Raw genomic sequence first — 26,559 nt, 5'->3', positions numbered from 1 at the left:
GCCGGGTGGCAGCATCCACTATTCCTGGCTGATCAGGGAACCGTGCGCCGGAGCGTGAGGTAGGACACCCCGCCGAGAACGACCGTCAGGACCAGGCCCCAGGCCGCGAGGCCGACGGCGCCCAGGCCGACCAGCCCCGAGACGACCTCGCCCCACACCTCGAACCGGGTGATTGCCCAGATCGCGACGAGCAGCAGCGCGCCGATGCCGACCCAGATGAGGGTCAGCAGGAGGGCGCCCCACCGCTTGTAGACCGTGGCCGACCAGAACCCGAGCATGAAGATGAGCATCGCCATCACGAAGTAGAAGAAGGCCGCGCCGAGCGCGCCGTCTTCGACGACCCAGTCCAGGGCGAAGAAGTACCCGTTGATGCCCCAGCCGTTCGTCGCCTCCTCGATCAGCCCGCCGACCGCGAACACCACCGCCAGCAGCGCCGCGCACATCGCCGCGGCGAGCATCGTGCCGAAGAAGAACTCCCGGCGCGTGACGCTCATCGCCTGCGAGAACGGGAAGGTCAGCGTCAGCGACGAGATCCCGACGAACAGCAGCACCCACAACGGTGCCTGCGAGCCGCCGCCGTAGAAGGGACCGGGAAGACCCGACGAGTTGAGGATCGCGTAGATCGCGATCGACATCGCGAACGATGCGCCGAGCACGATCAGCGGCACCCAGACGAACGTCTGCTTGTTGATCAGTTGCATGCGCACGACGTTGACGGTGCGGTTCATCGCAGCGCTCCTTCCTCGTATGCCGCGGACCCGGCCGCGTTCTGGGTGGTGCGTACGATCAGCTGCTGCAGCGAGACCGGCGCGACGTCGAGGCCGGCGGCCGCGAGCCGCTCGCGGTCTGCCAGCGACAGCGCGCCGAGGACGGTGACGGATGCCACGTTCCCCAGGCTCTCGCGGTGGATCACCTGCCGGCCCGTCACGAACGCGTCGACGGCGCTCACGTCGCCCACGATGTTCGCGGCGCGGTCGCGCACGGCATCGGTCGCCTCGTCCATGACGATGCGTCCCCGATCGATGACGAGCACGCGCTCGATGAGGTTCGACACCTCGTCGATCAGGTGGCTCGAGAGGATCACCGTGCGCGGGTGCTCGGTGTAGTCCTCGAGCAGCCGGTCGTAGAAGATCTGCCGCGCGACGGCGTCGAGGCCGAGGTACGGCTCGTCGAAGAACGTGATCTCGGCGCGCGAGGCGATGCCGATGATCACGCCGACCGCCGAGAGCTGTCCGCGCGACATCTTCTTGATGCGCGTCTTCTGAGGCAGCTGGAAGTCGTCGATGAGCTGCGCGGCGAGTTCGTCGTCCCAGTGGGGGAAGAAGAGCTTCGCGGCGCCGAACGCGTGCTTGGGCAGCGCGTCGTCCGGATACTTCTGGCTCTCGCGCACGAAGCACATGCGCGAGAGCACCTTGACGTTCTCGTACGGCTGCATGCCGAACACCCGCACGTCGCCCGACGTCGCGAAGTTCTGCGCCGTGAGGATCGACATGACCGTCGTCTTGCCGGCGCCGTTGCGGCCGAGCAGGCCGTAGATGGTGTCCTTCTCGATGGTGAAGCTCACGTCGTCTACCGCGACGACGTCGCGGTAGCGCTTGGTGAGGTTCTTCACCTCGATGACGTGGTTCCCGGTCGTCATCGTGCGTTCCCTTCCGTGGTGGTCGCGACGTGCGCCCCGGCGCGGTCGCGGATGAGCAGTTCCAGGTCTTCGGGCCCGAGCCCGAGTTTGCGGGCCTCGGCGAGCAGCGGCTCGACGAAGCGGTCGGCGAATGCGGTGCGGCGTTCGTTCATGAGGAGTTCGCGCGCACCCGGCGCCACGAACATGCCGATGCCGCGCCGCTTGTACAGCACGCCCTTGTCGGTCAGCATCGCGACTCCCTTCGCGGCGGTGGCGGGGTTGATCCGGTAGAAGGCGGCGAGCTCGTTCGTCGACGGCGCCTGCGCCTCTTCGGCGAGGCTGCCGTCGATGATCGCGTCCTCCACGCTCTCGGCGATCTGGAGGAACAGCGCCCGGCCTTCTTCGATCACATCAACTCCGCTTGGTCGGTTAGTTACTTGACTAAGTAACCACGGAACGTGGATGCCGTCAACCCCTCCGTTTCATCCCGTCGGGACGATGCGCGGGGGATTCGCACGCCGCCACGCTGGAGCCATCGCCCTCGCAGAGGCGGGTGGCGCCGTGTGCGAAAGGACTCCGGACGATGATGGGGCTCGAGATCGAGGAGCGCTCGCCCGAGGCGGCGGTGGGCCGACGCCGCGGCCTGTCGGTGGTGACACGGGCGCGGCATCCGTTCGGGGGTGCCGTCGTCGCCACCCTCGGGGTGCTGCTCACGCTCGCCCTGGCGTTCGCGGTGGTGCAGGTGGCCACCGTCCTGCTCGCCCTCATGCTCGCCCTGTTCCTCGCGCTGGGCCTGGATCCCGTCGTCGCCTGGCTCGGCCGCAAAGGCGTCGGGCGCGGCTGGTCGATCGGGCTGGTCTTCACGGTCTTCGCCGTCATCGTGGCCGCCTTCGTCGGCTTCGTGCTGCCTCGTGCGATCGCGCAGGTGATCGCGCTCGCGCAGTCCATCCCCGATGCGATGCTCGCGATGAGCCGCACGGAGTGGTTCCAGACCGCCACATCGACGATCGGCGCGGATCCCGAGGCGATCCGGGCCGCCGTCGTCGACCAGCTCGCCGACCCCGGACGCCTGCTCGCCCTCGCGGGCGGCGTCCTGTCCGCCGCGAGCGGCGTGGCCGGCGCGATATCGAGCACCTTCGTCATCGTCGTCCTCACGCTGTACTTCCTCGCGTCGCTCGAGGCGATGAAGCGTACGTTCTATCGCCTGGTGGCCGCGCCCTCACGGCCGACCGTGCAGCGGCTGACCGAGACCATCACCGACTCCATGGGCGGTTTCGTGATGACGATGATCGTCCTCGGCGCCTGCAACGCCGCCGTCGTGCTGTTGCTGAACGTCGTGCTCGGTCTCCCGTTCCCCACGCTGATGGCGGTCGTCGCGTTCTTCCTCACCCTGATCCCGGTCGTCGGCTCGGTCCTGTTCTGGATCGTCGGCACAGCCGTCGCGCTGTTCGCCGACCCGACCGCCGCGCTGCTGTTCGCGCTGTTCTACCTCGTCTACATGCAGATCGAGTCCTACGTCCTCACCCCCCGCCTGATGGGACGGACGATCCAGATCCCCGGCATCCTCGTGCTCGTCGGCGCCCTCATCGGCGCGGCGCTGCTCGGCCTGCTCGGAGCGCTCGTCGCCGTGCCCGTGACGGCGGCGCTGACGCTGATCATCCGCGAGGTCGTGCTGCCCCGGCAGGACCACGCCATGCCCCACGACCAGTGAACGGAGTCACCATGACCGCCCCCGACCGCCGTCACCTCCCGATCCGCGATGCCGTCTTCGGCGGCACCGCGGGACGGACGCTCGCCGAATCCGCACCCGACTGGTCGATCGTCGCCGAGGTCGCCGCCCCTGCCGGCGCGCCCAACGTCCTCGTCGTGCTCATCGACGACACCGGCTTCGGTCAGGCCTCGACGTTCGGCGGCCCGATCGCCACGCCCACCCTCGATCGCCTCGCCGCGGGCGGCCTGCGCTTCACCGGCCTGCACACCGCCGCTCTGTGCTCGCCGACTCGCGCGGCGCTGCTGACGGGGCGCAACCACCATCGCGTGGGCTTCGGCTCGGTGGGCGAGCTGCCCGGGCCCTTCCCCGGATACTCGGCCGTCCTGCCCCGTGACTGCGCGCCGTTCCCGAGGATCATGCAGGAGAACGGGTACACGACGGGAGCCTTCGGCAAGTGGCACCTGACCCCCAGTCGTCAGCAGGGCCAGGCCGGTCCGTTCGACCGGTGGCCGAACGGCTGGGGCTTCGACTACTTCTGGGGCTTCCTCGGCGGCGAGTCTGGCCAGTTCGACCCCGTCATCTACGAGAACCAGGCCGTCGATCGGGTCTACGGCGGGCCGGAGGATCGCGACTTCTACCTGCCCGACGCCCTCACCGATCGCGCGATCGGCTGGCTGCACGGCGTACGCGCGCACCAGGCCGACAAGCCCTGGCTGCTGTACTACGCCACGGGCGCCGCGCACGCTCCGCACCACGTGACCGAGGAGTGGTCTCAGAAGTACGCCGGCCGGTTCGACGAGGGCTGGGATGTCTACCGGGAGAAGGCGTTCGCGCGTCAGAAGGAGCTGGGGGTCATTCCCGCCGACACCGAGCTGACGGTGCGCGACCCCGCCTTCCCTGCATGGGACTCATTGAGCGCCGCGGAGAAGCGCCTCTACGCCCGCCAGATGGAGGTGTTCGCGGCCTTCCAGGAGAACGCCGACCACAACGTCGGCCGCCTCATCGATGAGCTCGAGCGCATGGGGGAGCTCGAGAACACGCTGATCCTCTACATCTGGGGCGACAACGGCGCCTCGCTCGAAGGCACGCTGACAGGCACCTTCAACGAGATCACGATGCAGAACGGCATCCCGCTGACCGCCGCACAGCAGCTCGGGCTGATCGAGGAGCACGGCGGCCTCGAGGGATGGGGCGGCCCCGAGAGCTCACCGCACTGCTCGGCCGCATGGGCGTGGGCGGGCAACACGCCGTTCCAGTGGGGCAAGCAGGACGCCTCGCACCTCGGCGGCACCCGCAATCCGATGGTCGTCCACTGGCCGGCGGGCATCAGGGATGCCGGGGGACTGCGCACGCAGTTCACCCACGTGAACGACCTCGGCCCGACCATCCTGGAGATTGCGGGCATCCCGCTGCCGGAGACCGTCGACGGCATCGCGCAGGCGCCCATGGCGGGCACGAGCTTCGCGTACGCGTTCGACGACGCGGACGCTGCCGAGCAGCACACCACGCAGTACTTCGAGATCTACGGCAACCGCGGGATCTACCGCGACGGGTGGTGGGCCTCGTGCATGCTGCCGCGCATCCCGTGGGACGCGACGCCCGCCACCGTCCGCAGGTTCGCCCCCGGCCTCTTCGATCCGGACGCGCTGGAGTGGGAGCTCTACTACCTGCCCGACGACTTCTCGCAGGCCCGCGACCTCGCCGCAGAGCACCCAGAGAAGGTCGCCGAGCTCGCCGAGCTGTGGTGGGCAGAGGCCGAGGAGAACCGCGTGCTGCCGATGCTGGCGGGCATGTCGGCATTCTTCGGGATGGTGCCGCCGCTGCGCGAGCAGACCCGCTGGACGTACTGGGGGAACGACGTCCTGAACACGCCACCGGGGGTCATGCCCCCCATCATGAACCGCTCGTACACGATCACGGCGGACGTGACGATCCCCGACGGCGGCGCGGACGGCGTCGTGGTGGGAGCGTTCGACCACCTCGGCGGCTTCAGCCTCTTCGTGCAGGACGGGCTGCTGCGGCACACGTATTCGTTCATGGGGATCGACATCTCCCGGCAGGTCTCGGACCGCCCAGTGCCGACGGGCCGGCACCTCCTGCGGCTCGACTTCGACGCGGACGCTCCGACCATGGCTCCCGGCGGCGAGGTCACGCTCCGGATCGACGGCGGGATCGTCGCCCAGGGCAGACTCGAGCGCACCGTGCCGATCATGTTCAGCTTCTACGCCGGCATGGACATCGGACGCGACAACGGCGAAGTCGTGGACGTCGCATACGAGCACCTCGCACCGTTCGCCTTCGCGGGCGAGATCCACCGCGTCGACTTCGACGTGCGCCAGCCCGACGACGATTCGGCGCTGCACGCGAGAGAGACGGCGGCACGGCACGCGCGCCACATCGAGTCCTGATCAACCCCTGCTCGGGCGCGACCCTCGCCCGCGTCCGAGCAGGGGGGTCTGCGAGGGCCGAAGGCTCAGACCTCGAGCAGGCCCAGCTCGCGGGCGTGGACGACGGCGTCCGAACGTGAGGTCACGCCGAGCTTGCGGTAGACCGAGATCGCCTGCGTCTTGACCGTGTGGCGGGAGAGGTGGAGGCGGGCGCCGATCTCCTCGAACGACAGATGGCTCGACAGCAGCGGCAGTACGCGCAGCTCGGCGGCCGTGAGGAGGGGCAGCGTTGCGCGCCCCGAGGGAAGGGGGGCGACGGCCTGCCCCACGGTCGCGATCTCGCTTCGGAGCGCGACAGCGTCGGGCAGGGCCTCCAGGAGCACCCGCGCCTCGCCCAGAAGGCCGCGGGCCATCTCGATGTCGCCGAGCGCGACCGCGACGCGAGCGAGGACCGTGCGCAACTGCACGCCCAGCCACGGCATCGTGCCGCCCGCGATCGGGCGCAGCGCGTTGGCGGTGTGGAACGCGGCGCGCGCGGCTTCGACGTCTCCGTCGTGGTGGCGGTAGAGCGCCGTCATCGCCCAGACCAGTGCTGCGTGCGGGTAGTGCCGCATCTCGTCGCCGATCGCCACCTGCGCCGCGTCGAGATCGTCCCTGATCCGGCTCGGACGGCCGTCGCGCGACTGCAGCAGCGCGCGCTCCGCGAGCGCGAGCACGAGTGAGGGGCGGATCCCGGTCTCGGCGCTGCGATGCACGGTTTCGTCGAGCAGGGGAGATGCTGTCGCGGCGTCGCCGCGCAGCAGCGCGGAGATCCCGACGAGCATCAGCGCCGGCACCCGCCAGGGGCTCGCCTCGTCGGCGATGGCCAGCGCGTGTCGTGCGTCGTCGGCCATCACCTCGAACCCGTCGGGCGCGAGGTGCGCGCGCAGCGTGAAGTACGCGACCTCCTCTTCGGTGGATGCGAACCGGTGGGCCGCGTACAGGCGCTGCGCCGTCAGGCACCATCGGGTGGCGCAAACGGTGTCACCGGTCATGACGCCGGCGTACGCGAACATCGTCGCGAGGAAGCCGTTGCGGATCGCGACGTTCGGGCCGATCCGGTGGATGAGGCCGATCAGGGGGTCCAGGTCACCTGCCGAGAACATGGGCAGGACGACGTCGGCCAGAAGCTGCGCCGCCCCGTCTGCATCGCCGTCCGTGAGGCGCAGGACGAGCCCCTCTCGGCTTCTACCGTGCCGGGCGAGCCAGTCCGCGCCGCGCCGGCGGAGCATCGAGGCGGCGCTCGGGTCGATGCGTTCCAACTGCGTCGCGAGGCTCGCGCGGACGAGGGGGTGGATGGTGAACCATTCACGGGAGCGATCGAGCGCGCGCACGAAGAGGTGGGACCCCTCGAGCGCCGACAGCACGGCGTACGAGTCGCGTCGATCGAGCGCATGGTCGCAGAGCCCCGCGTCGAGGGTGTCGAAGACCGCGCAGGATCGCAGGAACGCGAGGGACGAGGCATCCAGCTTTCGCAGCACCGTCGATCGGAGGTACTCCTCCACGCTCCGGTCCCTGCCGGAGAACGAGTCAGGCGCCATGCCCTCGTCGAGAGCCAGGGCGGCGAGACGCAGCCCGGCCGGCCATCCCTCGGTGCGATCGACCAGCACCGCGACCGTCTCGTCGTCGCAGCGCCCGTCGAGGAGGCTGCGGGCACTCACGTCGTCGAACGCGAGGTCGTCCTCGTCGATCTCGACGACGTCGGCGTCCAGGCGCAGGCTGGTGGCCAATCGGGCGTCGATGGAGCGGCCCGCCAGCGCCAGCGACGTCCCCGGCGCGTCCGCGAGGACACGTATCGCCCGTTGCAGCTCCGGCGCCGCAGAGACCGCCTGATCGAGGTCGTCGATGACGAACACGGTCGAAGCCGGGAGCGTGCCGCCGGCGCACTCGACGGCCTCCTGCGGTGACAGCCAGCGGAATTCGCGCGGATCGGTCGTCTCCCACTCCTGCAGCAGGCGCGTCTTGCCGTATCCGGCGGCAGCGATGACCAGTGCGATCGGGGCCGTGCCGAGGCGAGCCACGAGTTCCGGGCGCGCGACAGAGACCCGACCCCCCAGGCGGACCGCTTCTGACCCCACGGAGCAAACCTAGCGCCCGACCATCGATCACGCGCCGACGGGCGCGGCGGCCGCCCGCCTCGCCCGCGCCACAGCGTGCTATCGCGCGTGCGCGAGGTACCGAAACGGCCGATCTGTGTCGAATTTGCAGCCCGTGCGGCCACATGAAACCGTGTTTGAGGCCCGTCACGGGCCCTCCCGACCAGTCCGCGGTCTCCGGTGATGCCTGAGCGTCAGACCGGTGAGCGTATGGTCGGCGGCCGCGGCGCGGGTCCGACATCCGCTGCAGGAACGGCCGCCACCCGGGCGCGACCGATGCAGCTCCTGCACCGGAGCTGCCGAGGTGCACAGTGACCGTTCCGCCTGCCATCGAGGCGAGGAACCTCTTCAAGGTCTTCGGACGCAATCCCAAGGACGCCGTCAAACGGCTCCGTGCCGGCGCGACGCGCGCCGACGTCGCCGATTCGGGCTCGGCCGCCGTGATCGACGCGAGCTTCACCGTTCAGCCCGGCGAGATCTTCGTCATCATGGGCCTCTCGGGCTCGGGCAAGTCCACGGTGCTGCGCATGCTCAACGGGCTGCTGCCGCCGACCGCCGGCGACGTGTTCGTGCAGGGGCAGAGCGTCACCAAGGCGTCTGCCAAGGCGCTCCGCGGCATCCGTCAGCGCTCCATCTCGATGGTGTTCCAGCACTTCGCGCTCCTGCCGCACCTCACCGTGCTCGACAACGCCGCGTACGCCCTCGAGATCCAGGGCGTCGGACGCGACGAGCGCCGTGCGCGGGCGCGCGAGATCCTCGACAAGGTCGGCCTCGGCGATCGCGCCGACGCGATGCCCGACGAGCTCTCGGGCGGCATGCGCCAGCGCGTGGGCCTTGCCCGCGCGCTCACGTCGGGCACCGACATCCTGCTCATGGACGAGGCGTTCTCCGCGCTCGATCCCCTCATCCGGCGCGAGATGCAGGAGCAGCTCATCGAGCTGCAGCGCGAGCTCGGTCGGACGATCGTCTTCATCACGCACGACCTCAACGAGGCGATGTTCCTCGGCGATCGCATCGCGGTGATGCGCGACGGCCGCATCGTGCAGAACGGCACGCCCGAAGAGATCCTCACCGACCCGGCGAACGACTACGTCGCCCAGTTCGTGCAGGACGTCGACCGCGCCCGCGTGCTCACCGCCGGATCGGTCATGGCGCCGCCGGTCGCCACGACGCCGGTGAGCGCCGGCGTCCGCGGCGCGCTGCGTGTCATGCGCGACCTGCAGGTCGGCTCGGTGTCGGTCATCGAGAACCGGCGCTTCCTCGGCTCGGTGACGGACCGCGCGGTCATCCGCGCCGTCAAGGACGGCCGCACCGACCTGCGCTCGCTCGTGCGCAACGGCCGGCCGGCCGTGCACGTCGACGATCCGCTCGCCGACGTCGTCGAGCGCGCGGTCGAGAGCCCCGTGCCCGTCGCGGTCATCGACGACGCCGGACGCCTCGTCGGCACCATCCCGCGCGTGACGCTGCTCGCGGCCCTCGGTGACGTGCCGCCGGTGACTCGCGAGAACCCGATCATCGACGTGCCTGCCACCGTTCCGGCGAGCGTCATGACCGAGACCCTCGAAGTCGTCGACCAGACGGGTGCCGTGCCGGCCGGCCGCGCGGCGCCGCCGACGGAGGTCGGCGCTCACGAACACGCCGCGGTGGAAGGAGCTCTGCGATGAACGACCTGATCCGCCTCCCGCTGGGCGACGTCGTCGAGACCGGAGTCCGTTGGGTGATCGACGCGCTCGGCGGCTTCTTCGACGTGGTCGCCGTGATCTTCCGCGGTCTCTACGACTGGCTCGACGCCTCCCTGTCGACGCCGCCGTTCTGGGCCGTGATCCTCGTGATCGCCGCGTTCGCCTACTGGTCGAAGGGTCTCGTGCTCGCCGTCGGCAGCGCCCTCGGCCTGCTCGTGATCGTCGCGGTCGGCCAGTGGTCCAACGCGATGGACTCCCTCGCGCTCGTGATCCTCGCCGCCGTCGTCGCGATCGCGATCGCCGTGCCGCTCGGCATCTGGGCCGCACGCAGCGACCGGGTCTCGAAGACGCTGCGACCGGTGCTCGACTTCCTGCAGACGATGCCCGCCTTCGTCTACCTCATCCCCGCGATGCTCATCTTCGGCGTCGGCCCGGTGCCGGGCATGGTCGCGACCATCGCGTTCGCGCTCGCTCCCGGCGTGCGCCTCACCGAGCTCGGCATCCGCGGCGTCGACCCCGAGATCGTCGAGGCGGGCCACGCCTTCGGCGCCTCGCCCGGGCGCATCCTGCGCCAGATCCAGCTGCCGCTCGCGCTCCCGAGCATCATGGCCGGGGTCAACCAGGTCATCATGCTCAGCCTGTCGATGGTCGTCATCGCGGGCATGGTCGGCGCCGGCGGACTGGGCGGGCAGGTCGTGCAGAGCCTCAGCCGCATCGACATCGGCCTCGGCGTCGAAGCAGGCCTCTCGGTCGTCATCCTCGCGATGATCCTCGACCGCGTCACGTCGGGCTTCTCCCAGCCGCGTGCCCGAAAGCCGCGCGCCACGACCGTAAAGAACGCGGACACGGATGCTGCCGCCTCGGCATCCGTGACCGCGAAGCCCGCACAGACCGAGGCTGCAGCATCCGTTCCCGATGCTCCCGCCGAGCGACCCGAGCCCGTCCCGGCCTGACACGAGAGGAACTGACATGACCACGCGACGCATCATCGCCGCCGGACTCGCCCTGGCGGGGACCGCCGGACTGCTCGTCAACGGCGCGCTCGTGCAGACGGGCGTCGGCGGCTCCGACAAGGGGCACCTGACGATCGCCGTGTTCAACGGCTGGGACGAGGGCATCGCCGCGTCCGAGCTCTGGAAGGCGGTGCTCGAGGAGAAGGGCTACACCGTCGACCTCGCGTACGCCGACCCCGCGGCCGCGTACACCGGCATCGCGAAGGGCGACTACGACCTGACCCTCGACACGTGGCTGCCGCTGACGCACGCCGACTACATGGAGACGTACGGCGACCAGCTCGTCGACCTCGGCGCCTGGAACGACGAGGCCAAGCTCACGATCGCCGTGAACGAGGACGCCCCCATCGACTCGCTCACCGAGCTCGCCGCGAACGCCGACGTGTTCGGCAACCGCCTGGTCGGGATCGAAGCGGGGTCGGGGCTCGTGACCGTCACGCAGAACGACGTGATCCCGGGCTACGGCCTCGAGGGCATGGAGTTCGTGACGTCATCGACGCCCGCGATGCTCACGGAGCTGCAGGCCGCGACCGACGCCGGACGCGACGTCGCCGTCACCCTCTGGCGACCGCACTGGGCGTACAACGCGTTCCCGCTCAAGGACCTCGAAGACCCCGACGGCCTGCTCGGCGACGCCGAGGGCATCCACACCGTGGCGTCGACCTCGTTCGCCGGCGAGTTCCCCGAGATCTCGGACTGGCTCGAGGCGTTCCGCATGGACAACGAGCTGCTGTACTCGCTCGAGGACGCCATGTTCGGCGCCTACGACGGCGACGACTACGGCCCCGTCGTGGCGAAGTGGGTCGCCGACAACCAGGACTACGTCGACAGTCTCACCCGCTGACGCGCGCACGAACTCCTCAGATTTCAGCGACGACCGCAGGTTCCGACGGTTTTCCTGCGAGATCGGTGCGGATCTGCGGAGTTCGTGATGCGGCGGGTGGGAGCGATCGCCCTGGCACAACCTCGCAATAGGGTGTGGGCATGACGGTGGCCTTCGTTCTCGGCGGCGGCGGGGTGCGGGGCGCCGTCGAGATCGGGATGCTGCGGGCCCTGCTCGAGTCCGGCATCCGTCCGGATGTCGTGGTCGGCACCTCGATCGGCGCCATCAACGGGGCTCTGGTCGCCAGCGACCCGACGCCGGCCGTGATCGAGCGCCTGCTCGACGCCTGGACCTCGCCCGAGGCGAACGCCGTCTACGGCGACTCGCTGTTCGCCCAGTTCACGCGCCTCGTGAAGACCAAGACGCACTTGAACTCGCCGGCGCCGCTGCGGCACCTGCTCGAGCGGTCCCTCGGCGCCGACACGACCTTCGACGACCTGGCGGTGCGCCTGCGGGTGGTCGCCGCGAGCATCGAGCGCGCGGCGGAGCACGTGTTCGAGTCGGGGCCGCTCATCGAGGCGATCCTCGCATCGGCCTCGGTGCCGGGACTCCTGCCGCCCACCCGTATCGGCGACGAGCACTTCATCGACGGCGGCATCGTCAACTCGATCCCGATCGAGCAGGCGGTCGAGGTCGGCGCGACGACGGTCTACGTGCTGCAGGTCGGCCGCATCGAGACGCCGCTGGTCGCCCCGCAGTCGGCGGTCGACACCGCACGCGTCGCCTTCGAGATCGCCCGCCGCCACCGCTACGCCCGCGATGTCGCGACGCTTCCCGAAGGGGTCGCCCTGCATGTGCTGCCCAGCGGCGGCGGGCTCGACGGCGACGACTCCCTCATGTCGTACCGTCGCATGGACACCGTCCGCCGCCGCATCGACGCCGCCTACGACGCCAGCCGCGCGTTCCTCGCCGAGCGCGGCCTCGGCACCGAAAGAGGGGATTCGTGATGCGGATGCTGCCCACCTGGGTGCGCCGCATCCTCCTCGCCCCGCTCGTGATCGTGACGGCGCTCGTCATGCTGGTGCTCACTCCGCTGTGGCTGCTGGTCGCCCTCGCGCTGACCTCGCTCGTGCCCGGACGGTTCCGACTGCCGCGCGTGCTGTGGCTCGTGACCGTGTACCTGCTGTGGGACGCGATGCTCGTGATCGCCCTCTTCGCCCTCTGGATCGCCTCGGGCTTCGGCTACGCGCTGCGCCGGCCCGGCTTCGTCACCGCGCACTACCGCCTCGGCGCCTGGGCGCTGCGCGTGCTCTTCTGGATCTTCGGCGGCGTGCTGCGGCTCACGATCACGACGACGGGCTCCGACGACGCGGATGCTGCGACCGGCCGCGCTGCCTTCGACGCGCTCTTCGCCCCCGGCACCCCGCTCGTGGTGGCGAGCCGTCACGGCGGTCCCGGCGACTCGTTCATCCTCATCCACACCCTGCTCAACGAGGTCGCGCGCCGGCCGCGGATCGTGCTCAAGTACACGCTGCAGTGGGATCCGGCGATCGACATCCTGCTGCACCGGATCCCGGCGCGCTTCATCGTCCCGTCGGGGTTCGGCGGCGGTCGCAAGGGCGGCGGCGCCTCGGTGGAGGCGGCGCTTCGCGACCTCGCCACCGGGCTCGGGCCGGAAGACGCGTTCGTCATCTTCCCCGAGGGCGGTCAGGTGAGTCCGAAGCGACGGCGCTCGCGCATCAAGCGCCTGCGCGACGCGGGGCGCGAGGCGATGGCTGAACGGGCGGAGGCCATGACGCACGTCATGGCCCCGCAGCCGGGCGGCATGCACGCGGCGCTGGAGGCCTCACCCGACGCCGACGTCGTGTTCATCGCCCACACCGGCCTCGAGCGACTTCACACCCTGCGCGACATCTGGCGCGAGCTGCCGATGGACAAGGGCATCACGATGCGCGCCTGGCGCGTGCCCCGGTCGGAGATCCCCGACGACCTCGACGCACGCGCCGCGTGGCTGTTCGACTGGTTCGCCCGCATCGACGGCTGGATCGACGCCCACCCCGAGCTCGCCGCCTGACCTCGAACCGGTGTTCAGCGGTGGGGCTTGGGGTGTGTCACCCGGCCGGGCGAATCGCCGTTCGTGCGCGAGGGCACCGGCCACGTCGCGCCGGGAGGCGGCGTCGTGCTGGGGCGCTTCGGTGCGGGCAGTGGGTCGGCGATGAGCTCGGGCTCCGGTGCGGCCGGGGCTTCCGCACGAGGCGGGGCCGCAGCATCCGTCACCGTCGTCGTCGATGAGGTGACAGGCCCGAGCTCGAGCATCACCTTCTTCTCGAGCACCTCGATGGCCTCGTCCGAGATGGAGATGAGCCCGTCGAGCTCCTCGCGCACGCGGCGGTAGGCGAGCTGGCGCTCCGCGGGCGTCGCTGCCTCATCGATCGCGACGGTGAGCAGCTTCTTCGCGGTGTCGAGGCGCTTGCGCTCGTCGTCGGTGAAGCTCGAGTCGCGCAGGCGGCGTGCGTCGCGCTCGGCGACGTCGAAGGCCACCTCGAAGTCGGCGACCGCGTTGCGGTACTCGGCGAGCTGCTCCTTCGAGAGCCGCGCTTTCGCCGACGCGGGACGCAGCCCGTCGGCGATGCGCTTCGCGCGCAGGAACGCTGCGGTGAGCGGCTGGCGTCCGTCGCTCATGGCGGGGAACGCGATGATCTTGGCGACGTCGAGCTCGTACTCCAGCCAGCGGGTCGTCACGGCGTCGTGCTCGGCGAACAGGCGCTCGAGCTGGGTGACCTGCGTCTCGCGAGACGCAGGTGCACCCTGCGCAGACGCCGCGGTCGCCGTCGCCGCGGTGATCGGCGGGAGGGATGCCGCCGGCACCGCCTTGCCGCGCGCCGCAGCCTGGGCGGCCTTGAGCTCGGCCTTCGCGTGCATCATCTCCAGGCGTCGCTTGTGGCGCATGCGCGCGCCACGCTCCCAGGCATTGCCGACCATGCCGAGGACACCCATGAGTGGGAAGACGAGCCACCAGAAGTTGCCCGCGAACTCCCAGAACGCTTGCACACTGTCATGCTAACGGCCGGTCGCCGCCGCGTGGTCGGCTCAGGGCACCCTGCCAGCGGGCGGTTCGCTCTGGCGAGGCGGGGGGATCCGGGCGATCAGCGCGGGAAGGCGGTCGGCGATCTCCGACAGCACCGCTGCCGCGGCGGTGAGCCCGGCGGCCGCCGTCGCTCCAGCCGACGACGGACGCGGTGCCCCGGGAACGCCTGACTGGCGCTCCGCCTCCGCGAAGGTCGCCTCGAGGTGGCGCACGGCCACCCGGTACTCGAGGAACTGCTGCGGCGTCACGCGGTCGCGCAGGGTCGGGCGCTTCGCGAGGGCCTCGCGCTGAGCGCGCAGGAAGACGACGGTCGCCGGATGCCGCGGGTCGGTCATCTGCGGATACGCCAGCGCCTTGTCCACGTCCGTCTCGTAGGCCAGCCATCGCGTGTTGACGCTGTCGTGCGCCGCGTAGAGGCGGTCGATCGGAAGCGGGTCGTGGGTGGAGGCGGCGCGGTACTGGGCGTAGCCGGCCTTCACTCGCGTACGGCTCGCGCGCAGCGCGAGGGAGGCGGTCTTCTCCTCCTGCCTCGCGGCCTGCAGCTCGCGCCGCGCCTCGGCGGCATGCGCGGGCGGGACCGAGGAGCGCGACTTGGCGGTCAGCAGATCAGCCTGCGCCGTATGCAGGCGCGCCTTCGCGGCGACGAGGTCGCGGTAGGCCTGCGACTCCTCCGCGCGGGCGGCATCGAGTTCCAGGCGTCGTGCCCGGCGGCTGCGCGTAGTCATGCCGGCATAGGTGGCCGCCCCGGCGCCCACGGCCGCCGGACCGATCCACCACCAGCTCGAGACGATGAGGAGGATGGGCTCCACCCTGCCATGATAAACGCGATATAGCGCGGTTGTCGCCGGGAGTCTGCTGACACCTCGGCCACCCGCCGCGACCTCAGCCGAAGAGGAGGGCGAAGACGGTGGCGCCGCCGCCGACGAGGATCAGGGCGACGATCGTCACCCACGCGATGATCTTGACGCGCCGCTGCCGGGTGTCGTTGAAACCGCTGTACTCGTCGTCTTCCGCCGCCATGCGACCCATCCTATTGTTCGTGTCGACCGCGGATCAGGCGGTGTGCTCGGTGATGATCGGGCCGAAGGCGGCGGGCAGCGTCGAGGTCGAGAGGCCCCGCAGCTCCGCGAGCGGGACCGTGAACAGACCCTGCACCTCGAGCGCGGGCTCGTCGCCGTCCGCGGCCGCGTCGGTCACGCCGATGCGCAGCACAGGGTAGCCCCGGCCTTCGCACAGACCACGGAACTTCACGTCGTCCTCGCGGGGGACCGAGACGATGACGCGACCCGTGGACTCCGAGAACAGGGCGGTGGCAGCATCCACTCCGTCGCGCTCCATGATCTCGTTCAGCCAGACGCGCGCGCCGACGCCGAAGCGCATGGTGGCCTCGGCGAGGGCCTGTGCGAGGCCGCCCGACGAGAGGTCGTGCGCCGACGAGATGAGCGACTGCTGCGAGCCGGCGTGGATGAGCTCGGCGAGCTTCTTCTCCTGCGCGAGGTCGACCGCCGGCGGGCGACCACCGAGGTGGTCGTGGATCGTGCCGGCCCACTGCGAACCCGACAGCTCGGTCGAGGTCACGCCGAGCAGGTAGATGTTCTCGCCCGCGTCCTGCCAGCCCGACGGGATGCGGCGCGCGACGTCGTCGATGATTCCCAGCACGCCGACGACGGGCGTCGGGAAGATCGGCTGGTCGCCCGTCTGGTTGTAGAACGACACGTTGCCGCCGGTGACGGGGACGCCCAGCTCGAGGCAGGCGTCCGACAAGCCGTCGACGGTCTGCGAGAACTGCCACATGACCTCGGGGTTCTCGGGTGAGCCGAAGTTGAGGCAGTCGGTGACGGCGGTCGGCTCGGCGCCGGTGACGGCGACGTTGCGGTACGCCTCGGCCAGCGCCAGCTTCGCGCCCTGGTACGGGTCGAGCTGGCAGTAGCGGCCGTTGCAGTCGGTGGCGATCGCGAAGCCGAGGCCGGAGTGCTCGTCGACGCGGATCATGCCGGCGTCGTCGGGGAACGACAGCGCCGTGTTGCCCATGACGTAGTAGTCGTACTGGTTCGTGATCCACGACGTGTCGGCGAGGTTCGGGCTCGCGACGAGCTTCGTGAACTGCTCGCGCAGCGTCTCGGCGTCGGTCGGACGCGGGAGAGCGGATGCCGAGTCCTCACGCAGCGCGTCGATCCACGTGGGGTAGGCCACGGGGCGCTCGTAGACCGGGCCGTCGACCGCGACGGTCGAGGGGTCGACGTCGACGATCTGCTCGCCGTGCCAGAAGATCTGCAGGCGGCCGTCTCCGGTCACCTCGCCGAGGACGCTCGTCTCGACGTCCCATTTGCCGACGACCTCGAGGAACGCGTCGAGCTTCTCGGGCGCGACGATCGCCATCATGCGCTCCTGGCTCTCGCTCATGAGGATCTCCTCCGGCGTGAGCGTGGGGTCGCGCAGCAGCACCTTCTCGAGGTCGACGCGCATGCCCGAGCCGCCGTTCGCGGCGAGCTCGGAGGTCGCGCACGAGATGCCGGCGGCGCCGAGGTCCTGGATGGCCTCGACGAGCTCGTCACGGTAGAGCTCGAGGCAGCACTCGATGAGCACCTTCTCGGCGAACGGGTCGCCGACCTGCACCGCGGGGCGCTTGGTCGGGCCGCCGTCGGCGAACGTGTCGGACGCGAGGATCGATGCGCCGCCGATGCCGTCGCCGCCGGTGCGGGCACCGAAAAGGACGACCTTGTTGCCGGCGCCGGTGGCGTTGGCGAGCTTGAGGTCCTCATGGCGGAGCACGCCCACCGCGAGGGCGTTGACGAGCGGGTTGCCCTGGTACACCGCGTCGAAGACGGTCTCGCCGCCGATGTTCGGCAGCCCGAGGCAGTTGCCGTAGAACGAGATGCCGCTCACCACGCCGTGCACGACGCGCGCGGTGTCGGGGTTGTCGATCGCGCCGAACCGCAGCTGGTCCATGACGGCGACCGGGCGTGCGCCCATCGAGATGATGTCGCGCACGATGCCGCCGACGCCGGTCGCGGCGCCCTGGAACGGCTCGATGTAGCTCGGGTGGTTGTGCGACTCGACCTTGAAGGTCACCGCCCAGCCCTCGCCGATGTCGACGACGCCGGCGTTCTGGCCCATGCCGACCATGAGCCGTTCCTTCATCTCGTCCGAGACCTTCTCGCCGAACTTGCGGAGATAGATCTTCGACGACTTGTAGGAGCAGTGCTCCGACCACATGACGGAGTACATCGCCAGCTCGCCCGACGTGGGGCGGCGGCCGAGGATCTCGCGGATCTTCTCGTACTCGTCGGGCTTGAGACCGAGCGCCGCGTACGGCTGCTCCTTCTCGGGCGTGGCGGTGGCGTTCTCGACGGTGTCGGCGACAGAGGTCGAAGCGGGGGTGGTCACGCGGCTCAGCTCCAGAAATTCGGGGATGCCGGACCTGAACAGTCTAGTTCGGCCCGCGATGGGGTGACGGATCGCGGCGGCTGCAGCATCCGTCACCGGAAAAGGGGTTGACGGATGCCGCGGCCAGGGCTAACGTACAACCAAATGGTTGTAGGAATTGAGCTCAGCGATGACGAGATCGACCGTGTGTTCCACGCACTGGCGGCGGCGACCCGGCGCGACATCCTGCGTCGGACGCTCTCGGCCGAGTACTCCGTATCGACGCTCGCTCGCGAGTACGACATGTCGTTCGCGGCGGTGCAGAAGCACGTCACCGTGCTCGAGGCCGCAGGCCTCATCGTCAAGCGCGCCGAAGGCCGTGAGCGCCTCGTCCGGGCGGACCCCGAGATGATCGCCCGCGCCCGCGCGCTGCTCGCCCGCTACGAGGAACTGTGGCGCGCACGCATCGGCCGGCTCGATGCGCTGCTCGCCGAACCCGCCGGCACGCCAGGCACCACCGAAGAACCGAAGAACGATCACCGCAGGAACGAAGGAGAATGACGATGCCCGTCACCGACGTCACCACCGATCCCGAAGCGCTCACGATGACGCTCACGGCCGACTTCGCCGCTCCGGTGGAGCGGCTGTGGGAGGCCTTCACCGAACCGCGACAGCTCGAGCGGTTCTGGGGCCCTCCCGGGTACCCCGCCACCTTCACGGAGTTCGACCTCACCGCCGGCGGCCGCGCCAGGTACCACATGACGAGTCCGAAGGGGGAGGAGTACCACGGGGTCTGGGAGTTCCTCGAGATCGACGGACCCCGCACGTTCACCGCGCTCGACTCGTTCGCCGACGCCGAGGGCACGGTGCTGGCCGAGATGCCGACCTCGCGCATGGTGTTCGCGTTCACCCAGACGCCGACCGGGTCGCGGCTGGTCAACACCACGTACTTCGACTCCGTCGAGGCGCTCGAGAAGGTTGTCGCGATGGGCGCCGTCGAGGGCTCGACGATGGCGATCAACCAGCTCGATCGTGTGCTCGAGGGGCTGCGCGCCTACTCGGCCGGCAAGGGCACGCAGACCGAGATCCTCGACGACACCCACGTGCGCATCACGCGGCTCATCGAGGGGCCGGTCGACCTCGTGTGGCGGGCGCACCAGGAGCCCGAGCTCATGCAGCAGTGGCTGCTCGGCCCCGACGGCTGGCGGATGTCCGTGTGCGAGATCGACCCGTCCGTGGGCGGGAAGTACCAGTACCAGTGGGAGCCGCTCGAAGGGACCGAAGGCGAGACCTTCGGCTTCGACGGCGAGACCCTCCTCTCCGAGGCGCCGCGCCGCGCGGTCACCACCGAGCACATGACCGGAACCGAGTTCCCCTCGACGCTCAACGACCTGAACCTCTACGAGGAGGACGGCGCCACCCTCATCACGCTCCTCATCGAGTACCCCGACAAGGAGACGCGCGACATCGTCCTCGCCACCGGCATGACCGACGGCATGGAAGCCAGCTACGGCCGCCTCGAGGGCGTCTTGGCCCAGGTCTGAGTCGGAGGAACAGCCGAGATGACCGAGAACACCGTCGAGCGGACCGTCACCACCCACGTCGTGGGTGAGGGCGACGACGCGATCACGTACGACATCCACGGGGACCTGGCGGCGGCCACCGCCGAGAGGCCGGCCCTGTTCCTCTTCGCGGCGCCGATGGACGCCGGCGGACTGGCGCAGCTCGCCGGGCAGTTCGCGGATCGCCCCGTGGTGACCTATGACCCGCGCGGGGCCGGGCGCAACCCGGTGGGCACGGCCGACATCACGGTCGAGCAGCATGCGTCGGACCTGCATCGCGTGATCGCGGCACTGGACTGCGGGCCCGTCGACGCGTTCGGCACCAGTGGCGGGGCGGTGAACCTGCTCGAGCTGGTCACGGCCCACCCTGAGGACGTGCGCATCGCCGTCGTGCACGAGCCGCCGCTCGCCAACGTGCTCCCCGACCGGGAGGCGGTGCTCACGGTGGTCGACCACATGAAGCGCACGTACGCCGAGAAGGGCGACGGCGCCGCGATGGCGACCTTCATCCCGTTCGTCATGCTCGACGGCCCGGTGCCGGACGACTACCTCGATCAGCCCGCGCCCGACCCCGCGATGTTCGGCATGTCGGCGGACGACGACGGCACCCGCACGAACCCGCTGCTGCGGAACATGCCGGCGACGATCGTCTACCGCGTCGACGCCGACCGGCTCCGGGCGCTGGGCGACCGGCTCGTGATCGCGGCGGGGGTGGAGTCCGGCGACACGCTGCCCGCGCGCGGCGCCCGCGGAGTCGCCGCGGTGCTCGACCGGCCGGTCACCGACTTCCCGAGCCACCACGGCGGCTTCGCGGATCAGCCGGGGTATCCCGGCGACCCCGCCGGCTTCGCGGCACGTCTCGGGGAGATCCTCGACTGAGGGCGCGCCCGAGGGGTGAGAGAAGACGGATGCAGCGGCATCCGTCTTCTCTCTTTCACATGCCGATCAGCCGCACGGTTCCGATGACGATCAGCAGCACGCCCACGAGGACGCCGAAGATCTGCAGCACCATCGACGCGTGATCGACGAGGAAGACGCGCAGACGGTCGAGCCCCGGGCGCACCCGGGTTCTGCCGACGGTGTACACGACGACCAGGCCGACGACGGTGGACGCTGCCACGACCGTGAAGATCACGACGATCGTCGAGGTCGCGACGAGATCGAGTGCGGCGGCTCCGATCGCGAGGCCGCCGGCGATCGTGAGGACGATGTTCTTCGGCCGGACGTTCATCATGACGCCGAATGCGAACGCGCGCGGTCCCGTCATCCGGGTCGTGAGGCCTTGGAGGTCGAGGGTCTTCGCCGAGTCGGACCGTCGGGCCCGCCGGCCGATGACCAGCGTCATCACGATCAGAACGACGCCGATCGCGATCTCGGCGACATGCGTCCACGGCGGGAACGGACCCCGCGCCGCGTCGGGGACGAGGGCCGCGCCGATGGTGAACGCGGCGACGAGGACGAGCAGGCCCCCGAACCACCCGCCGGTGAACAGCACGCTGCGCCGCATCGGATCGGGGGCGAGCAGCAGCACCAGCACGGAGACGATGGGGAACACGCTCAGCGCGATCGCCAGCGCGATCGGGATCGTGTACCAGAGCACCGTGCCCATGTGCGGCCTCGACTCCCGTCCCCCTCGCGGCGAGACGAGGGTGCGAGATCATCCTGCCGCACGGGAGCGCCGCGCGCCGAGAGGTCGCGGCTCGTTCACCGCCGCCTCATACGATGGCGACGTGGACTTCTCCTTCGCTTTCACGCCCGATCTGATCGCCGTGTTCCTGACGCTGTTCGTCCTCGAGGTCGTGCTCGGCGTCGACAACGTGATCTTCATCTCGATCCTCGCGTCCAAGCTCCCCAAGGAGCAGCAGGCCAAGGCGCGCAATCTCGGCCTCACGCTGGCGATGCTGATGCGCGTCGTGCTCGTGCTGTTCGCGGGCTGGATCATCACGCTCAAGGAGGAGGTGTTCTTCATCGGCGAGATGGGCTTCTCGTGGAAGGACATCATCCTCATCGCCGGTGGACTTTTCCTCGTCTACAAGGCCGTGACCGAGATCCACCACAAGCTCGAGGGCTCCGAGGAGGAGCACGGCGGCGGCGGCCGCAAGGCCGTGACCTTCGGGTCGGTGATCGCGCAGATCCTGGTCCTCGACCTGGTGTTCTCGCTCGACTCGGTGATCACCGCGGTCGGCATGACCACGAACCTCGTCATCATCATCACCGTCGTCGTGCTGTCGTTCGGCATCATGCTCTTCGCGTCGCGCTTCATCTTCGCGTTCGTCAACAAGCACCCCACGGTGAAGATGCTGGCCCTGTCGTTCCTGCTGCTGATCGGTGTGTTCCTCATCGCCGAGGGCTTCGGATTCCACATCGACAAGGCGTTCATCTACGGCCCGATGGCGTTCGCGATCTTCGTGGAGGCGCTCAACCTCTGGGCCGCCGCCGCGAAGGCGAAGCGCGAGCAGCGCCGCCGCACTCCCGTGCAGCTGCGCCCCCAGTACCCCGACGTCGACGAGTCGGTCGCGGTGGCCGCCGCGCTGTCGAAGGACCCCGGTTCGGGTTCGGTGGGCCTGTCCTCGAAGCCCGTGGCGGGCGACGCGGTGCCGTCCGCCGCCGAGGAGCGCCAGGGCCTCGGGTAGCCGCCGACCCCGCCATCCAGGCGCACCGCGGCGACGCGTCGTCGCGCAAGTGCTGCACTTTCCAGCAACCGCTGCGTCGTCCGTCACAGCAGTCGCAGGAAACTGCAGCGGTTGGACGCACTCAAGCGCTTCACCGTCCGGGGCGGGGCCGTGAACTCGGCAGACCGGCGCTGTGGAGGATGTCGTAGAGCATGCGCGGCGACCGAAGAGCCGGAAGGCGCCACCGCGAGAAGGCATCAACCTGCCGGCGCAGCTCGTCCTCACGGTCCTTCTCGGCGAGGAGCGCCTCCTCCGGTGTGCGCCCGTTCAGGAGCGCAGGGTCACAGTACTTTCCGGCACCGTCGAACTCGCCGATATGGCGATTCCGTGGCCAGAAGAAGTCTGTGAACGCGTCCCGACCGTCAGCGAGCACGAATCTCGCCTGCAGCTCGGGGGCCGGAAACCCCATCGTCGAGATCAGCACACGGCTCTGCGACTCGCGAACGCTGTCAGCGAGGCTCGTGGCGAACTCCGCCGCACGCGCGACGCGGGCGGACCCGCGCCCGGTCATGCCTGCGGTGCGATCGAGAAGGACGGATGCCTCGACAAGCGGCCCCTTCGTCCGCTTGGCCCAGAGGACCTGATCGGCCGCCACCACGCCGTCGAGGAATCGCGAGCAGGCCATGAGATCGATGGCAGTCTGCAGCGGAGTCGTCACGGCGTGGCGCTGCCACGGCACGGTGTCGATATCCGTCGTCTGCCGCCCGCGTCGGCGGAATTCCCCACTCGAGCGACCTCCGGACCCGAGCTTGATACTGACATCGATCCGACCCGGCCATGCTCCGATGAGGTCGATGCCGTGGAGTGCCGCTGCGGCGTGGTGAGAAACGACGAGCTCGGATCTGACCCGAGCGCCGGCCTCCCACACGCGTTGGGCGTGGCGAGCCATCGGTGTCAGCCGCTCCCAGGCAGCACGTGCCACGTACACGCCCGGAGCGATCCGGACGATCTCGCCGTCGGCGATCCGTGCGCGGAGCCGTCGATCGTTGACCGGTTCACCGTCGTTCTCGCGCCGGCGGAACACCGTCCGGAGCGGCGGCTCGTGGATCCACATCCCTCCACGGTGGCGGCACCACGACGCCGGCCGAGCCGCAGGTGGTCCGATCGGTGGGTCCACGTTCGTCGCGCCGGACTGGGGAGGAGCGGCAACTGCTGCACTTTCCTGCAACCGCGGTGTCGTGCGACGCAGCAGTCGCAGGAAACTGCAGCGGTTGCGCGGCGGAAACGGCGCAGCCCGGGGGTCAGGCGGCGTCGGCGAGGAGGCGGTAGCCCATGCCCGACTCGGTCAGCAGGTGCGCGGGGTTGCCCGGATCGGACTCGAGCTTCTTGCGCAGCTGCGACATGTACAGCCGCAGGTAGCCGGTGTCGGCCACCTGCTCGGTGCCCCAGATGTCCTTGAGGAGCGCCTGCCGTGTCACGAGCGAGCCGGGGTTGCGTGCCAGGAACTCGAGGATCTTCCACTCCGTCGGCGTGAGGTGCACGCGCTCGCCGGAGCGCGTCACCGTCTTGGTCGAGAGATCCACCACGACGTCCCCGAACGTGACGACGGGGACACCGGATGCTGCGGTCACGCGTCGTGACAGTGCCCGCAGTCGTGCGAGCAGCTCGTCGATCTGGAACGGCTTGGTGACGTAGTCGTCGGCGCCGGCGTCCAGCGACTCGACCTTGTCGGCGGAGCCGGTGCGGCCCGAGACCACGATGATCGGGGCCGTCGTCCAGCCCCGCAGCGCCTCGATCACCTGCACGCCGTCGAGGCGCGGCATCCCGAGGTCCACCATCACGATGTCGGGATGCTCCTTGGCGGCGAGGGCCACCGCCGCCGCGCCGTCGGGAGCGGCGACGACCTCGTAGCCGTGCGCGGCCAGCGTGATCCGCAGCGCGCGGACGAGCTGCGGATCGTCGTCGGCGATCAGGACCTTCACGGCAGCGACCCCTCGTCGGCGAGGATCGCGTCCGCGACCGGCAGCGCGATGACCATCGTCAAGCCTCCTCCGGGGGTGTCCTCGGGGGCGAGCGTACCGCCCATGCCCTCGGTGAACCCCTTCGACAGGGCGAGCCCGAGGCCCAGGCCCGCGGTGTTGTCGGTGTCGCCGAGCCGCTGGAACGGGACGAACATGTCGTCGCGCCGCTCCGGCGACACCCCGGTGCCGTGGTCCACCACGCGGATCTCGGCGGTGCGGCCGAGGCGGCTCGTCGCGACGCGCACGTGCGATCCCGCCGGGCTGTGGCGCGCGGCGTTCGCGAGCACGTTCACGAGCACCCGCTGCAGCAGCACCGGGTCGGCCTCGACGAGCGGCAGGTCGGGGTCGAGCGCGAGCTCGAACCGGTCGGGGCCGGCGCCGAGCTCGTCGAGCGCGGCCAGCACGACGCCCGCGCTGTCGACGGGTTGCAGCGACACTGCGAGCACCCCCGCCTGTACGCGGCTGACGTCCAGCAGGTCGGTGACGAGCACCGACAGCGTCGTGAGCGACTCATCCGCCGTCGCGAGAAGTTCGGCCCGGTCCTCGGGCGAGAGGTGAGGCCCCGCGGCGCGGAGCCCGCCGACGGCGGCGACCGCGGCGGCGAGCGGGCGGCGGAGGTCGTGGCTCACGGCCGACAGCAGCGCGCTGCGCACCTGGTCCGTCTCGGCAAGAGCTCCGGCCTGCCGCGCCGTGGCGGTGAGGTCGGTGTGCTCGAGGGCCGCCGAGAGCTGGGCGGCGACGGCGTCGATGAGCCGGCGCTCGGAGGCGTCGAGCACGTGGCCGTGCAGTTCGAGCATCGCGGGCGGACCCCCGTTGCGGCGCGCGACCGTCACGGCCTCGTAGCGGCCGTCGCGCACGGGCTCGCCGTCGGTCGCGACGACGGAGCCGTCGGCGTCGACCAGGCGCACGCCGGCCAGCCCGAGCGACTCGCGCGTGCGGCTGATCAGCGCGGGCACCGCGGACTCGCCGCGCAGCACGCTGCCCGCGACGTTCGCGAGCAGCTCGGCCTCCGCCTCGGCGCGCCGGGCGGACCGCGCCGCCCGTGCCGCGCGGTCGACGATGAAGCTCACGAGCACGGCGATCACGACGTAGAGGATGAGCGCCCAGACGTTCCGCGGATCCGCGACCGACACCGTGTAGTAGGGCGCGACGAAGAAGTAGTTCAGGGTGAAGCCCGACATCACCGCCGCGAAGACCGCGGGCCAGATGCCGCCGACGAGCGAGACCAGCACCACGAGCAGCTGGTACGCGAGCACGTCGCTGGTGATCGTGTCCTCACTGCGCAGCGACACCAGCAGCCACGTGAGGAGCGGGCCGCCGATGAGCGCGAGCGCGAACCCGAGCACGCGGCGGCGCACACTCAGGGCACCGCCGGTAACGCGTGGCAGCGGGAACCGGTCACCCGCCGCGTCGTGCGTGACGATGTGCACGTCGATGTCGCCGGACTCCCGGATGACCGTCGCCCCGATGCCCGGGCCGGTGAAGAGGGTCGCGAGGCGGCCGCGCCGGCTCACGCCGATCACGAGCTGCGTCGCGTTCACCGAGCGCGCGAACTCGACGAGCGCGCGCGGGATGTCGTCGCCGACCACCTGGTGGTACGTGCCGCCGAGCGACTCGACGAGCGTCCGCTGCGCCGCGAGGGCTCCCGGGTCGCCCGAGCGCAGGCCGTCCTGGCTCGACACGTGCACCGCGAGCAGCTCGCCGCCCGCCGACCGTGCCGCGATGCGCGCGCCGCGACGCAGCAGCGTCTCGCCCTCGGAGCCGCCGGTGAGCGCGATGACCACGCGCTCGCGCGCCTGCCACGCACCCTCGATGCCATGCTCCGCGCGGTAGGTCTTGAGGGCACTGTCGACTTCGTCGGCCAGCCACAGCAGCGCGAGTTCGCGCAGGGCCGTGAGGTTGCCGAGCCGGAAGTAGTTCGACAGGGCCGCGTCGATCCGCTCGGCGGGGTAGACGAGCCCTGCGGAGAGGCGATCGCGCAGCGACTGCGGCGAGAGGTCGACCACCTCGACCTGGTCGGCGGCGCGCACCACCGCATCCGGAACCGTCTCGCGCTGCGCGACGCCCGTGATCTGCTCGACCACTCCGCCGAGCGATTCGATGTGCTGCACGTTGACCGTCGTGATGACGTCGATGCCCGCGTCGAGCAGATCGGCCACGTCCTGCCAGCGCTTGGAATGCCGCAGGCCCGGCGCGTTGGTGTGGGCGAGCTCGTCGACGAGGGCGATCTCGGGGCTGCGTTCGAGGACCCCCTCGAGGTCCATGTCGCTGAGCTCGACGCCGCGGTGCGACACCAGTGTGCGGGGCACGACGGGCAGTCCGTCCAAGAGCGCGGCGGTGGCCGCGCGCCCGTGCGTCTCGACGACCGCGATCACGACGTCGCGCCCGTCCTCGGCGAGGCGACGGCCCTCTTCGAGCATCTCGTACGTCTTGCCGACGCCAGGCGCCGCGCCGAGCAGCACCCGCAGCTTGCCGCGCTTCACGTGCTCACCCTATGACCCGCGACGGATGCCGCGACCGCCGTCCTCACGGAATCCGAAC

General features: G+C 70.3%; 23 protein-coding genes. 11 read left to right on the top strand and 12 right to left on the bottom strand.

Annotated features, from left to right (window positions below; genetic code table 11):
* Positions 1 to 32 precede the first annotated feature (32 nt).
* The 3 genes from ACLBXX_RS01005 to ACLBXX_RS00995 are packed head-to-tail and all read right to left on the bottom strand — an operon-like array spanning position 33 to position 2,028.
* Entirely contained in the window at positions 33 to 728 is a 696-nt protein-coding gene (locus tag ACLBXX_RS01005) for a hypothetical protein (RefSeq protein WP_447656442.1), read from the bottom strand.
* On the bottom strand, positions 725 to 1,639 hold the full coding sequence (locus ACLBXX_RS01000; RefSeq protein WP_447656441.1) for an ABC transporter ATP-binding protein: 915 nt from the start codon (positions 1,637 to 1,639) through the stop codon (positions 725 to 727). Before ACLBXX_RS01000 ends, ACLBXX_RS01005 begins: the two co-directional genes overlap by 4 nt.
* Positions 1,636 to 2,028: a GntR family transcriptional regulator gene (locus tag ACLBXX_RS00995; protein ID WP_310286994.1), complete on the bottom strand. Its 393-nt coding sequence runs from the start codon at positions 2,026 to 2,028 to the stop codon at positions 1,636 to 1,638. The genes ACLBXX_RS01000 and ACLBXX_RS00995 overlap by 4 nt, the downstream gene beginning before the upstream one ends.
* Positions 2,029 to 2,201: 173 nt before the next feature.
* Here ACLBXX_RS00995 and ACLBXX_RS00990 point away from each other — a divergent pair, with 173 nt between their 5' ends.
* Positions 2,202 to 3,329: an AI-2E family transporter gene (locus ACLBXX_RS00990; protein WP_447656440.1), complete on the top strand. Its 1,128-nt coding sequence runs from the start codon at positions 2,202 to 2,204 to the stop codon at positions 3,327 to 3,329.
* Positions 3,330 to 3,340: 11 nt separating this feature from the next.
* Complete coding sequence (locus ACLBXX_RS00985) at positions 3,341 to 5,737, top strand: arylsulfatase (RefSeq protein WP_447656439.1); 2,397 nt, start codon at positions 3,341 to 3,343, stop codon at positions 5,735 to 5,737.
* Positions 5,738 to 5,802: 65 nt separating this feature from the next.
* Here the strand turns inward: ACLBXX_RS00985 and ACLBXX_RS00980 are convergent, their stop codons facing one another.
* Complete coding sequence (locus tag ACLBXX_RS00980) at positions 5,803 to 7,833, bottom strand: LuxR C-terminal-related transcriptional regulator (RefSeq protein WP_447656438.1); 2,031 nt, start codon at positions 7,831 to 7,833, stop codon at positions 5,803 to 5,805.
* A 329-nt stretch (positions 7,834 to 8,162) separates the two neighbouring features.
* Here ACLBXX_RS00980 and ACLBXX_RS00975 point away from each other — a divergent pair, with 329 nt between their 5' ends.
* The 5 genes from ACLBXX_RS00975 to ACLBXX_RS00955 all read left to right on the top strand — a co-directional run bounded on the left by ACLBXX_RS00975 (position 8,163) and on the right by ACLBXX_RS00955 (position 13,443).
* Positions 8,163 to 9,515, top strand: a complete 1,353-nt coding sequence (locus ACLBXX_RS00975) for a quaternary amine ABC transporter ATP-binding protein (protein WP_447656437.1) — start codon at positions 8,163 to 8,165, stop codon at positions 9,513 to 9,515.
* Positions 9,512 to 10,486, top strand: a complete 975-nt coding sequence (locus ACLBXX_RS00970; RefSeq protein WP_447656436.1) for an ABC transporter permease — start codon at positions 9,512 to 9,514, stop codon at positions 10,484 to 10,486. Before ACLBXX_RS00975 ends, ACLBXX_RS00970 begins: the two co-directional genes overlap by 4 nt.
* A 16-nt stretch (positions 10,487 to 10,502) precedes the next feature.
* Complete coding sequence (locus ACLBXX_RS00965) at positions 10,503 to 11,390, top strand: glycine betaine ABC transporter substrate-binding protein (protein WP_447656435.1); 888 nt, start codon at positions 10,503 to 10,505, stop codon at positions 11,388 to 11,390.
* Positions 11,391 to 11,530: 140 nt separating this feature from the next.
* A complete protein-coding gene (locus tag ACLBXX_RS00960; RefSeq protein ID WP_447656434.1) occupies positions 11,531 to 12,376 on the top strand; it encodes a patatin-like phospholipase family protein in 846 nt (281 codons plus the stop codon).
* Positions 12,376 to 13,443, top strand: coding sequence for a 1-acyl-sn-glycerol-3-phosphate acyltransferase (locus tag ACLBXX_RS00955; RefSeq protein WP_447656433.1), 1,068 nt, complete (start codon positions 12,376 to 12,378; stop codon positions 13,441 to 13,443). Before ACLBXX_RS00960 ends, ACLBXX_RS00955 begins: the two co-directional genes overlap by 1 nt.
* Before the next feature lie 14 nt (positions 13,444 to 13,457).
* Here ACLBXX_RS00955 and ACLBXX_RS00950 read toward each other — a convergent pair whose 3' ends face one another.
* The 4 genes from ACLBXX_RS00950 to purL all read right to left on the bottom strand — a co-directional run bounded on the left by ACLBXX_RS00950 (position 13,458) and on the right by purL (position 17,844).
* Positions 13,458 to 14,420 carry a hypothetical protein gene (locus ACLBXX_RS00950; protein WP_447656432.1) on the bottom strand — a complete coding sequence of 321 codons (963 nt, stop codon included), beginning with the start codon at positions 14,418 to 14,420 and terminating at the stop codon, positions 13,458 to 13,460.
* 39 nt (positions 14,421 to 14,459) lie between these two features.
* A complete protein-coding gene (locus ACLBXX_RS00945; RefSeq protein ID WP_447656431.1) occupies positions 14,460 to 15,266 on the bottom strand; it encodes a hypothetical protein in 807 nt (268 codons plus the stop codon).
* A gap of 73 nt (positions 15,267 to 15,339) precedes the next feature.
* Positions 15,340 to 15,477, bottom strand: a complete 138-nt coding sequence (locus ACLBXX_RS00940) for a hypothetical protein (RefSeq protein ID WP_181911767.1) — start codon at positions 15,475 to 15,477, stop codon at positions 15,340 to 15,342.
* Positions 15,478 to 15,510: 33 nt separating this feature from the next.
* Positions 15,511 to 17,844 carry a phosphoribosylformylglycinamidine synthase subunit PurL gene (purL, locus tag ACLBXX_RS00935; RefSeq protein ID WP_447656430.1) on the bottom strand — a complete coding sequence of 778 codons (2,334 nt, stop codon included), beginning with the start codon at positions 17,842 to 17,844 and terminating at the stop codon, positions 15,511 to 15,513.
* 144 nt (positions 17,845 to 17,988) lie between these two features.
* Here purL and ACLBXX_RS00930 point away from each other — a divergent pair, with 144 nt between their 5' ends.
* Genes ACLBXX_RS00930 through ACLBXX_RS00920 form a run of 3 tightly spaced genes read left to right on the top strand, consistent with a single transcriptional unit; the run spans position 17,989 to position 20,264 of the window.
* Entirely contained in the window at positions 17,989 to 18,384 is a 396-nt protein-coding gene (locus ACLBXX_RS00930) for an ArsR/SmtB family transcription factor (protein ID WP_447656456.1), read from the top strand.
* Between the two features lie 2 nt (positions 18,385 to 18,386).
* Positions 18,387 to 19,367 (top strand): SRPBCC family protein, encoded by a 981-nt coding sequence (locus ACLBXX_RS00925; protein ID WP_447656429.1) that lies wholly within the window; start codon positions 18,387 to 18,389, stop codon positions 19,365 to 19,367.
* A gap of 18 nt (positions 19,368 to 19,385) precedes the next feature.
* Positions 19,386 to 20,264, top strand: coding sequence for an alpha/beta fold hydrolase (locus ACLBXX_RS00920; protein WP_447656428.1), 879 nt, complete (start codon positions 19,386 to 19,388; stop codon positions 20,262 to 20,264).
* Positions 20,265 to 20,319: 55 nt separating this feature from the next.
* Here ACLBXX_RS00920 and ACLBXX_RS00915 read toward each other — a convergent pair whose 3' ends face one another.
* On the bottom strand, positions 20,320 to 20,994 hold the full coding sequence (locus tag ACLBXX_RS00915; protein ID WP_447656427.1) for a GAP family protein: 675 nt from the start codon (positions 20,992 to 20,994) through the stop codon (positions 20,320 to 20,322).
* Positions 20,995 to 21,115: 121 nt separating this feature from the next.
* Here ACLBXX_RS00915 and ACLBXX_RS00910 point away from each other — a divergent pair, with 121 nt between their 5' ends.
* Entirely contained in the window at positions 21,116 to 22,018 is a 903-nt protein-coding gene (locus ACLBXX_RS00910) for a TerC family protein (protein WP_387142770.1), read from the top strand.
* A 130-nt stretch (positions 22,019 to 22,148) separates the two neighbouring features.
* On the opposite strand, the gene ACLBXX_RS00905 is transcribed toward ACLBXX_RS00910, so the two are convergent.
* From ACLBXX_RS00905 to ACLBXX_RS00895, 3 genes are all read right to left on the bottom strand, one after another.
* Positions 22,149 to 23,111 (bottom strand): hypothetical protein, encoded by a 963-nt coding sequence (locus ACLBXX_RS00905; RefSeq protein ID WP_447656426.1) that lies wholly within the window; start codon positions 23,109 to 23,111, stop codon positions 22,149 to 22,151.
* 187 nt (positions 23,112 to 23,298) lie between these two features.
* Positions 23,299 to 23,979, bottom strand: coding sequence for a response regulator (locus ACLBXX_RS00900; protein WP_310287032.1), 681 nt, complete (start codon positions 23,977 to 23,979; stop codon positions 23,299 to 23,301).
* On the bottom strand, positions 23,976 to 26,501 hold the full coding sequence (locus ACLBXX_RS00895) for a DUF4118 domain-containing protein (RefSeq protein WP_447656425.1): 2,526 nt from the start codon (positions 26,499 to 26,501) through the stop codon (positions 23,976 to 23,978). The genes ACLBXX_RS00900 and ACLBXX_RS00895 overlap by 4 nt, the downstream gene beginning before the upstream one ends.
* Between the last annotated feature and the right edge of the window lie 58 nt (positions 26,502 to 26,559).

It is taken from the genome of Microbacterium sp. C23T (assembly GCF_053345975.1).
The sequence above is the reverse complement of the archived record's forward strand: the minus strand, read 5'-3'. Positions and strand labels throughout refer to the sequence as shown.

What these genes read in the sequence shown, in the direction of transcription:
- ACLBXX_RS00930 (WP_447656456.1), top strand. Translation starts at nt 17,989, where the DNA reads ATGGTTGTAGGAATTGAGCTCAGCGATGACGAGATCGACCGTGTGTTC.
- ACLBXX_RS00960 (WP_447656434.1), top strand. Translation starts at nt 11,531, where the DNA reads ATGACGGTGGCCTTCGTTCTCGGCGGCGGCGGGGTGCGGGGCGCCGTC.
- ACLBXX_RS00915 (WP_447656427.1), bottom strand. Translation starts at nt 20,994, where the DNA reads ATGGGCACGGTGCTCTGGTACACGATCCCGATCGCGCTGGCGATCGCG.
- ACLBXX_RS00965 (WP_447656435.1), top strand. Translation starts at nt 10,503, where the DNA reads ATGACCACGCGACGCATCATCGCCGCCGGACTCGCCCTGGCGGGGACC.
- ACLBXX_RS01005 (WP_447656442.1), bottom strand. Translation starts at nt 728, where the DNA reads ATGAACCGCACCGTCAACGTCGTGCGCATGCAACTGATCAACAAGCAG.
- ACLBXX_RS00990 (WP_447656440.1), top strand. Translation starts at nt 2,202, where the DNA reads ATGATGGGGCTCGAGATCGAGGAGCGCTCGCCCGAGGCGGCGGTGGGC.
- ACLBXX_RS00985 (WP_447656439.1), top strand. Translation starts at nt 3,341, where the DNA reads ATGACCGCCCCCGACCGCCGTCACCTCCCGATCCGCGATGCCGTCTTC.
- ACLBXX_RS00970 (WP_447656436.1), top strand. Translation starts at nt 9,512, where the DNA reads ATGAACGACCTGATCCGCCTCCCGCTGGGCGACGTCGTCGAGACCGGA.
- ACLBXX_RS00925 (WP_447656429.1), top strand. Translation starts at nt 18,387, where the DNA reads ATGCCCGTCACCGACGTCACCACCGATCCCGAAGCGCTCACGATGACG.
- ACLBXX_RS00955 (WP_447656433.1), top strand. Translation starts at nt 12,376, where the DNA reads ATGCGGATGCTGCCCACCTGGGTGCGCCGCATCCTCCTCGCCCCGCTC.
- ACLBXX_RS00940 (WP_181911767.1), bottom strand. Translation starts at nt 15,477, where the DNA reads ATGGCGGCGGAAGACGACGAGTACAGCGGTTTCAACGACACCCGGCAG.
- ACLBXX_RS01000 (WP_447656441.1), bottom strand. Translation starts at nt 1,639, where the DNA reads ATGACGACCGGGAACCACGTCATCGAGGTGAAGAACCTCACCAAGCGC.
- ACLBXX_RS00905 (WP_447656426.1), bottom strand. Translation starts at nt 23,111, where the DNA reads ATGTGGATCCACGAGCCGCCGCTCCGGACGGTGTTCCGCCGGCGCGAG.
- ACLBXX_RS00920 (WP_447656428.1), top strand. Translation starts at nt 19,386, where the DNA reads ATGACCGAGAACACCGTCGAGCGGACCGTCACCACCCACGTCGTGGGT.